Origin of the sequence: Pseudomonas sp. ICMP 8385, from assembly GCF_002699915.1 — a bacterium.
Taxonomy (GTDB): Bacteria; Pseudomonadota; Gammaproteobacteria; order Pseudomonadales; family Pseudomonadaceae; genus Aquipseudomonas; species Aquipseudomonas gessardii.
The window spans coordinates 1-3014 of record NZ_LKBY01000003.1; the positions used below are offsets into that span (position 1 = coordinate 1).

Sequence of the window (3014 nt, forward strand, 5' to 3'; positions counted from 1 at the left end):
GGATGCTCCGATCAACTTGCTGCGCGGCGGCCGCAAGTCGTAATTTGCACGGCACGCAGCGCTATTTGCTCAAAACGACCTGATGCAGTGTTCATCGAGGGCGTTTTTCGCCCGGTTTTCCATGTTAAGCGCGCAACTCGCCCATACCCATCAGTTGTTTTCGAGCCATCCACAGGTTCGACAGGGCGAACAATGTGGTCAACTGAGCCGTGTTTTTCATCAGCCCACGAAAGCGCACTTTCACGTACCCAAATTGGCATTTGATCACCCGAAACGGATGTTCGACCTTGGCCCGTGTCTGGGCTTTGCAGTACTCAATCTTGCGCTTGGCCTTGTAGAGCACGCTGCGTTTATTCAACTTGGAATAGGTGCTGCGGCGCGCCGCGATTTGCCAGATCACTTCACGATTTTCATGCTCTTCACGCTTCTCAACGCCGGTGTATCCGGCGTCTGCATACACTGCATTTTCTTCGCCATGCAAAAGCTCGGCGACCTGTGTGACATCGGCGACGTTGGCGGCGGTGCCGTGGACGTGATGAACCAAGCCGGACTCGACATCAGCGCCAATATGGGCCTTCATTCCGAAGAAATACTGGTTACCTTTTTTGGTCTGATGCATCTCGGGGTCGCGCTTTCCCTCTTCGTTTTTAGTCGAACTGGGAGCATGAATAATGGTGGCATCGACGATAGTGCCCTGACGCAGAGACATGCCTTTGTCCTGCAAATAACCATTGATGACCGCGAGGATTGCAGGTGCAAGCTGATGCTTTTCCAATAAGTGCCGGAAATTCATGATCGTGGTGTCTTCAGGTATCGGGGCGCTCAAGGTCAAACGTGCAAACTGGCGCATGGGCGTGATTTCGTAGAGCGCTTCTTCCATGGTCGGATCGCTCAGGGAAAACCAATTCTGCAACAGATGAATACGCAGCATGGTTTCCAGAGGATAGGGTTTTCTGCCGCCACCGGCCTTGGGGTAGAACGGCTCGATCAGGCCCAGCAGACCCGTCCAGGGCACGACCTGATCCATCTCGGCGAGGAAGCGTTCGCGGCGTGTCTGCTTGCGCTTGCCGGCGTATTCGAAATCGGAAAAGCTCATCTGGCTCATAGGCGGCTCGGATCAGGTGGTCAGGCGTATTTCAGCACATTTGAAAACTTGTTCGGAGATTCCAATTCGAAATCGGAAAAGCTCATCTGGCTCATAGGCGGCTCGGATCAGGTGGTCAGGCGTATTTCAGCACATTTGAAAACTTGTTCGGAGATTCCCTAAATAATCACCCAAACGCGACAATACTTTTTCCTGCTCTGCTTGCGGATAATCTTTAATTTCATCAAGAACCATCTTCAGCTCTGTGATAGCCGCGGCAAAAAAAGTTCTTGCTCGCAACGCATCAGCGTGCCCGAGTGTTGGCTCGTATTCACTAAGCAATACCGCCATCACCATAGAACTTCGCTCACGCAACTCTGCACACTCTTGAGTCAGCAAGATTGCATTTAGGAGATCCTGACTCCAGGAATGTCCGCATGCAGGACCTCTAATATTTCCTCAGACGACCCCATGTCACCAGGTAGGTTGTAGCCATCGAAAGAAAAACTAACGCTGGCCCCGATCAACTCATTAACTCCATACATAAAACATCTATTCCGTATTTTTGTAGGTCACCGTAACGGCCTGCATTCATCCGCTTCGCGACACATTTCATAGATCGCGTTTCACGGCAGACCAATAACTTTCAATATTTTGATTTCCCATAAGTAAGATTCGCTCAAGCTCATCGAATGAGGTTTCCATATAGCTCCCTGTAGATCTGTAGTATGGACGCATGCCATCAAGAACCTTGTCCCGCTCATCAACTCGCATCGTGTTCAAACGATCAAACAGGATTTTTAGTTCTGTGAGAAAACCAATGTAAAACGTTCTCAACAGAAAATTGCGATCTCCAGCGTTAAGTTCTTCCTCCGCATCTTTAAGCAGACGGAATACTGCCTCAGAGCCAAGCCCCCTCATTTCTCGACACTTCTGTACATTAAGCAGCACAATCAGCAGGTCATGACTTCCAGGGACGCGCCTTTCTAGCTCAACAAACATCTGCCGTATCCAACTCGGTTCGCCGGGAATACAGAATTGGTATACAGCTTGATCGCCACTTGATCCGTACAGACGTATCCCCTTTAGCTTGCTCATGCCTGCCTCGTCATTTCATCTATTTTCGGCCGTCAGGGCTATCCGCTACGCGACACAGGTTGACCTCTACAAGATCCACCAAAGTTTATTTTATGGAAGTAAGTCGCTTCACTTCTAACACGGTTGATGGCCCAGTCGTCTTGCTGGGCTGTCGCCTCACTACTAATGACTGGGTAACACCTTTCGTTTTGACTCGTAGCTGATGCGATTCATCAGGCAGTAGTCGACAGTGTATCCGTCTATCCGGGTAACGATTTCCCCAGTCAGATCGAGCAGCGCAGATGCCCCTGCGTTAAATCCAATTCCGCCGCTGGCATATTTTCCGCTCCGAATCTGGAATCCTTTGGCGTCAGTGATGGATACGCCGGCTATCTCGTGCCATAGGAGAAATACACCCTCCCCGTACAGGCCGTCTTCTCGCACTGAAAAAAGAACCTGCCGGAGTTGGCTCCCATGGGCAACGCCTATGAAATCGCCGTTTGGTAGCACCGGCGGGAATAACCTACCGTCATCTCTTTTTCTAAACTCCAAATGTCACCGCCTGTTCATTGCCGTGTTTCGCCGGCTCTTTATGTTCGATATCACGCTGGTGACAACCAATGCTGACTTGATCGACAAGCTTACGCAGCAAGCGATGCCGGTAATGCACATGCCAGGAAAAATCATCCCGTGGATCGCTGATGTCCATGCTCCGAGGTATGGCAGGTTCGCGAAGATCATTCGCTTGGCCTGTTGCCGCTGACCGAAAACTGACCCAGTAGAGGCTGTTCTGCCGACTGAAAACTGACCCAGGTGTTCAACTGCTTCTGCTCACTTTTTGAGCAGGAGAACA

4 protein-coding genes are annotated in these 3014 nt (G+C 50.7%); all 4 read right to left on the reverse strand.

Features of this window, described 5'->3' with window-relative positions; translation table 11 throughout:
• Nucleotides 1–124: 124 nt before the first annotated feature.
• On the reverse strand, nt 125–1105 hold the full coding sequence (locus AO268_RS03640; RefSeq protein ID WP_034113392.1) for an IS5 family transposase: 981 nt from the start codon (nt 1103–1105) through the stop codon (nt 125–127).
• Between the two features lie 126 nt (nt 1106–1231).
• Complete coding sequence (locus AO268_RS32625; protein WP_176561333.1) at nt 1232–1459, reverse strand: hypothetical protein; 228 nt, start codon at nt 1457–1459, stop codon at nt 1232–1234.
• 237 nt (nt 1460–1696) lie between these two features.
• Nucleotides 1697–2182 carry a hypothetical protein gene (locus tag AO268_RS03650; protein ID WP_038445794.1) on the reverse strand — a complete coding sequence of 162 codons (486 nt, stop codon included), beginning with the start codon at nt 2180–2182 and terminating at the stop codon, nt 1697–1699.
• A gap of 520 nt (nt 2183–2702) precedes the next feature.
• Complete coding sequence (locus AO268_RS32900) at nt 2703–2870, reverse strand: hypothetical protein (protein ID WP_165448674.1); 168 nt, start codon at nt 2868–2870, stop codon at nt 2703–2705.
• Between the last annotated feature and the right edge of the window lie 144 nt (nt 2871–3014).